This is a genomic window from Desulfobaculum sp. (assembly GCF_054921475.1).
In genome coordinates, this window is sequence record NZ_JBUDSW010000214.1 from 1 (window position 1) to 6,638 (window position 6,638).

Consider the following 6,638-nt stretch of genomic DNA (forward strand, 5'->3'; position numbering starts at 1 on the left):
TATTTTTTGGACGGCTTCCGTCCAAAAAATCCTAAGGATTGTTAAGGAAATTATTTCCTTAACTCGCCGAAGGCATCTTCTCTTCTCTTCTCGTCTTCCCTCTCCACTCCCCAGCCCCAACGCCCCACCACCAGACGCAAAAAAGCCCGCAGCGTGTGCTACGGGCTTTTGTCGTCTTTATGGTGCCGAAGGGGAGACTCGAACTCCCACGGCCTTTCGGCCACTACCCCCTCAAGATAGCGTGTCTACCAATTCCACCACTTCGGCACGGGGTATTGTCAGTTGGCGCTCTGCGCCGCTGACGGAGAGGTATCTATAAGATATGACGGCGTATCGTCAATCATTTTTTATGGTTCAACGTCATTTTTCCCGCCATCCGCCGTAAAACGGGTGGAACCGGGCTGCTCCCAGCGCATCACTTGCTCGCGGTGCCCGGTTGTTTCATCAAGGCGCTCCTGCACCAAGAGGAAGCCATGGCGCGCGTAAAAGCGGCACGCGGCGGTGTTTTCGGTGTAGACGGCAAGGCGCAGCACGGGTGAAAGGGTCTTGGCGTGGTTGAGCAGTGTCGTCCCCACTCTCCTACCCTGCCACTTGGGCGCGACAAAGAGTGCGGCGAGGTACTCACCATTCATGCTGATGAACCCGGCAACCTCCCCATTTTTCTCGTACACCCACGTCCGGGCAAGGGGCAGATAGACCTCGCGCATGGCTTGGACGTTTCCGCGCCAGAATGCAGCGTCGATGAAGGCATGCGAGGCAAGGGACGCGTCAAGCCAAATGGCGAGGACGGCGTCGGTGTCTTCTGTGCGGAATTCGCGAATCATGGCGCTTTCCTTTGGCCGAGATGGAGAATCAGAAAAAAAGGGGCACAGCAACCGCCGTACCCCTTGTTGTGTCTTCGTGATGCGCTCACTGCCGCAGCATGGCGTGGCTAGAAAATGCCAAGCCCTTTGAGCATGATGAGCACCGTCAGCACAGGGGTCACGAACTTCAGCACAAAGATGAACATCTTGGCCACACCATCAAGGCGCAGCAGGCCGTTATTGGTAAGGGCCTTGCGGAAGGCATCCGCCCCCCAAATCCACCCGGCGAACAGGCAAATCGCCACGCCGCCGAGGGGCAGCAGGATGTTCTGCGTCATGTAGTCGTACAGGCTGAAGAAGTTGAGGCCGAAGAAGGTCACGTCGGACAGTACGCTCTCGGAGAGCGTGGCAGGCGCGCCCACGGCGGCAAGCAGCAGTACGGTAAGAATGGTGCCTTTGGCGCGGGACATGCCAAGCGTTTCGGTGGCGAAAGCAACGGGAACCTCAAGCAGCGACAGCATTGCGCCAGTGGCGGCCACGCCGGTCAGGATGAAGAACAGCGCCTGGAACACGCCGCCAAGAGGCATGGATTCGAACACCTTGGGGATGGTCACAAACAGCAGGGACGGCCCGGCTTCGGGAGCCATGCCAAAGGCGAACACCGCCGGGAAGATGGCGATACCGGCCAGCAGCGACACGGAAAGGTCCGCCAGCATAACGCGCAGCGTGGTGATGGGCACATTCTGATCATCGCGGTAGTAGCTGCCGTATGTGGTCATGGTCCCCATGCCGACGGACAGCTTAAAGAACGCGAGGCCCATAGCCATAAGCACGGCGGTAAAGTTCAGCTTGCTGAAATCCGGCGTGAACAAAAAGGTCAGGCCCTCGGATGCACCGGGCAACGTCATGCTGCGCACGCCCATGGCGATGAGCAGAACAAACAGCACGGGCATCAGGCGCTTCACCGTGCCCTCAATACCTTTAGAGACACCCATCATAATGATGCCGCCCACAAAGATAAGGACGAACCACTGCCAGAACAGCGATTGGACCGGGTCCTTGACCAAGTCGGTGAACATCTTGGCGGTATCAACAGTTTCTGGCCCGGAGAAGAGCATGCCGATGCTTTTGAAGATATAGGCGAAAACCCAGCCCGCGACGTCCGAGTAGAACGCCATGATCAAAAAGGCGGAGATAACGCCGCACACGCCGATAAGGAACCACGGCTGGCCCTTGGGCGACAGGCTCTTGTAGCTGGTGATGGCATTGGCCTTCACGTGGCGGCCAATGAGGATTTCCGCCACCATAAGCGGAAGCCCCACAAGAAAAGTGCAGAGGACGTAAATGAAGAGGAAGGACGCGCCTCCGTTCATCCCCGTCATGTAGGGAAATTTCCAAATATTACCGAGACCGACCGCAGACCCGAGTGTTGCAAGGGTCACGCCGATGCTCGATGTAAACCCGTCTCTGTTGCTCATATCACCCCTACCTCCGTCATCCCCCCCGGACAACGGACTGAACGTTGCGTACACGCTCCCAGCGACCATGCAGGGAGCCTACCTTGAGTAAACTGCGCCTTGTACCCTAGGACAACGCTGGAGTCAAACAACCCTTCTTCCATAACTCCTTGAAAAGATGCATCTTTATAACGCCGCCGTGCAACTGCAACACTACAGGACGCACACTTCTTTACCGCCCGCTGTACAATACAAAAACGAGGGGCGCGGCACGCTGCCACACCCCTCGTCAATGCACTACTTGTTCCGCACTTCACATGCATGAAGCGCTATGGAATTTTGTCACAATTTTGTGACTTTTCATGGTGTCAAACACACCGCAAAGCGCTCGCCGTGAGCGCACGTCTACAGAGCGCGCCACTGCATTCCCGCGCTATGCCGGGCGAGTTTTTATACCGCGTCCTTTCACAGTACTGCTAGAAGATGCCAAGCCCCTTCAGCATGATGATCATGATGAGCACAGGGGTGACGAACTTAAGCAGGAAGAGGAAGCTTTTTGCCACCTTTTCAAGGGGCAGTACACCGTCATTGGTGAGGCTTTTGCGGAAGGCCTCCGCTCCCCACACCCATCCTGCAAACACACAGACGGCCACGCCGCCAAGCGGCAGTAGAACGTTCTGCGTCATATAGTCGTACAGGCTAAAGAAGTTCAGCCCAAAGAAGGTCACATCGGACAGCACGCTTTCGGACAGCGTCGCGGGGGCGCCCGCAGCGGCCAGCAGCAGAACAGTCAAAGCGGTGCCCTTGGCGCGGGACATGCCAAGCGTCTCGGTGGCAAAGGCAACGGGCACCTCAAGAAGCGACAGCATCGCGCCCGTGGCGGCCAGCCCCGTCAGGATAAAGAACAGCGCCTGAAACACGCCGCCAAGGGGCATGGATTCGAACACCTTGGGGATGGTGACAAACAACAGGGACGGTCCAGCTTCGGGAGCCATGCCAAAGGCAAACACCGCCGGGAAAATGGCAATGCCAGCCAAAAGCGACACCACAAGGTCGGCCACCATAACGCGCAGCGTGGTCACGGGCACGTTTTGGTCGTCGCGGTAGTAGCTGCCATAGGTCGTCATAATGCCCATACCGACGGACAGCTTAAAGAACGCAAGGCCCATGGCCATCAGAACAGCCGTAAAGCTCAACTTGCTGAAATCCGGGGAGAACAGAAAGGTAAGGCCCTCGCTGGCTCCGGGCAAAGACAGGCTCCGCACGCCCATGACAATCAGCAACACGAACAGCACGGGCATCAGGCGCTTCACCGTACCCTCAATGCCCTTGGAGACGCCCATCATAATGATGCCGCCAACAAAGATGAGGACGAACCACTGCCACAGCAAGGACCGCACAGGGTCGGCCACCAACTCGGCAAACACGGCTCCGCTGTCAGCAGTCGCCGGACCGGTAAAGGCCAGCACGATGCTCTTGAAAATATAGGCGAAAACCCAGCCCGCTACGTCGGAATAAAATGCCAGAATCAAAAATGCCGACAGCACGCCACTCACGCCGATAAGGAACCACGGCTGGCCCTTGGGCGACAGGCTCTTGTAGCTGGTGATGGCGTTGGCCTTGACCTTGCGACCAATAAGAATCTCCGCAACCATCAGTGGAAGGCCCACGAGGAATGTACACAGCACATACACAATCAAAAACGACGCGCCGCCGTTCATGCCCGTCATGTATGGGAATTTCCAAATATTACCAAGACCGACAGCGGACCCCAGCGTTGCGAGGGTCACGCCAATGTTTGAAGTAAATCCATCTCTCTTCGTCATTTCACCCTGCCTCCGCCATCCCCCCAGGATAACGGGTTATGCATTGCTTCCACACCTCCCTGACCATTTGAGGAGGTCGCCTCTTGCCGAACGCGCGAATCTAGCTCATGACCGCCCTAGAGTCTAAGTCCTCTTTGTCATAACGCCTTTGGCAACCAGCGGCTTTTTCGCCACGGCGCCCCCTCGCCCGGCAGCGGCCTCCAGCACGGGAAAAATCCCCAAACGACTGCGCCCGCCTTCCTCAAGCAAGAAAGACGGGCGCAGAATATCCGGCGATTTTCGCTTCGCCTCGGGGTATGACGCAGACTACTGATTGCGCAGGTTGGCGATAACCGTGCTCAACTTGTCCGCAAGGGTTACGAGTTCATTCACCGCGCGGGTGGACTCGTCCATGGCCTGCGCGTTGACCGAGGCAATCTCGTTCACCTCTTCGGTGCTTCGGTTGATTTGCTCGCTCGCGCTGGATTGCTGCTCCGACGCCGTGGCGATATTGCGCACCTGATCGGCGGTGGATTCCACAATGCCCACAATGGTGCCAAGGGCAGACCCTGCCTGCTGGGCCAATTCTGTGCTCTTGCCCACCTCTTCCGTGGCAACGGACATGCTTTGGATGTTCTGATTCGTGCCCGTTTGGATGGCGCGCACGGACGCTCCAACTTCCTTGGTGGCGGCCATGGTCTTCTCTGCCAGCTTGCGCACTTCATCCGCAACCACAGCGAACCCGCACCCGGCCTCACCCGCGCGGGCGGCCTCAATGGCGGCATTCAGGGCCAGCAGGTTCGTCTGGTCTGCAATGTCATTGATGACTTCCATCACTTGGCCGATGCCTTCAGCCTCCTGACCCAACTCGCCAAGGGAGCGCTCCAGTTCTTCGGACATATGGTGAATCTGCGTAATGTTCTCCACCACATTATTCACGATATCACCGCCGGACTGGGCCTGAACCTTCGCGCGGTCCGCAGATTCCGCGGCCTGACTGGCGTTGCGCGCCACTTCCAGCACGCTGGCGTTCATTTCTTCCATCGCCGTGGCCGCCTCGCCGGTACGCTCACGCTGCACCTCGGACCCGCGCGTCGATTCCGTAATCTGAGCGGACAGCTCCTCCGTCGCGCTGGACACCTGTTCCACGATGCCCGCCAATTCCTCAGCAGCCTGCAACATGCCCTCACGCTTGGCATTTTCTGCCTGCTGCTTGGCCTTTTCGGCCTCCTCCAACGCCTGCTCGGCCATCACTGTCTGCGTTTTGGCCTGCTCGGTCATCTCCTTGGCACGGGAGATATTCTCCACAAGCGAATCAACCATGTCGCCCATGGCGTGGTTCAGGTCGAGGAGTTCACCGCCAAAGCCCTTATCCGACATTTCGACATCATAATTGCCGCTGGCGATTTCTTTAGACGTCACCACCATGCGCTTGATGGGGCGGGTCAGGTTGCGCGCCACAAAGTACAGCGCCACCAGCACTACACACAACGTCCCCAGCCCCACAATGGTCAAATCGCGCAGCAGCACGCTGGCATCACGGGTAATGTTTTCCAGCGGCGCACTGACCGCCAAGTACCAATTCTGCCCCGTGTCCCCCAGAGGAATCGGAACATAACGCAGTAAGGAGTGCTTGCCCGTTGCCGGGTCCACCGTTTCGGTGAAGAAAGGCTTCCCCGACGACATGGCGCGCTTCAGCCCGCGCTCGCTCTGCACATCCGTTTCCCGGAAGATATCCTTGCAGATAAGGTCCTCATCCGGGTGGGCAACAACCTGTCCGCTCCCCGTCAGCAGGAACGCATAGCCCGTTTCATACGGCTTCAGGTCATTAATCATCCGGTTAATGTCCGATATAGCAAGCCCAAGGCAAACAATGCCCTGAAAGCGTCCATGCACCAGAATAGGGACACTGGTCGTCGTCAGCATCAGCGTCTGGCCGCCCACATGGTACAGGTACGGCGGCGTCACAAACGCCCTGCCCCGCTGCTTTGGCACAATATAATAGTCACCATCGCCCGGCACGGTATACTCGGCCAATTCCTTAACCTTCGTCACTGCCCCAGCCGTGTACACATACGGGATAAACCGGCCCGTTTCGTCGTGGTACGGCGCGCCCACATACTCGCTGTCGCGCCCGTCAAAGGCTTCCGGCTCCCAGCCCATACTGCCGCCGTGGAACAGGTCGCTGCCTTCCACAATGCTCCGCAGCAGCTCCACCGCAAGGGGGCGGTCCATCGTCCGGCCCTTTTCACGCATACCGCCCATGGCCTGCGCCAAAGCTCCCGCCCGGTCCAGTCCGGACTGAATCCGCGCCCTGACGATATTGCCATACTCCCCGGCAAGAGCCGTCATTTCCCGTTCAGCCACATTCCGAATGGCCTGCGAACTCTGGCGCGTTGCCGTAAACTCAATAACAGCAAGCGCTACAATAACCAGCGCCGCTGTTGGCAACATGATCCGATACATCATCTTCACATTGGTGAACTTGCCCAAGATTTCCTCCTCCTTGGGGTTACAAAACCACAAAAGTCCCGTGGCACAGGTAAATTCACCCTTTGTAAATGACTGGATAA

4 protein-coding genes and 1 tRNA gene are annotated in these 6,638 nt (G+C 57.8%); all 5 read right to left on the reverse strand.

Features of this window, described 5'->3' with window-relative positions; translation table 11 throughout:
* Window positions 1-180: 180 nt before the first annotated feature.
* A tRNA-Leu gene (locus tag ACY69P_RS12835) sits at window positions 181-267 on the reverse strand.
* 80 nt (window positions 268-347) lie between these two features.
* A complete protein-coding gene (locus ACY69P_RS12840; protein ID WP_462327757.1) occupies window positions 348-824 on the reverse strand; it encodes an N-acetyltransferase in 477 nt (158 codons plus the stop codon).
* 107 nt (window positions 825-931) lie between these two features.
* A complete protein-coding gene (locus ACY69P_RS12845; protein WP_462327758.1) occupies window positions 932-2,281 on the reverse strand; it encodes a sodium-dependent transporter in 1,350 nt (449 codons plus the stop codon).
* 455 nt (window positions 2,282-2,736) lie between these two features.
* A complete protein-coding gene (locus ACY69P_RS12850; RefSeq protein WP_462327759.1) occupies window positions 2,737-4,086 on the reverse strand; it encodes a sodium-dependent transporter in 1,350 nt (449 codons plus the stop codon).
* A gap of 306 nt (window positions 4,087-4,392) precedes the next feature.
* A partial coding sequence (locus ACY69P_RS12855; RefSeq protein ID WP_462327760.1) for a methyl-accepting chemotaxis protein occupies window positions 4,393-6,638 on the reverse strand: 2,246 nt, incomplete at its 5' end.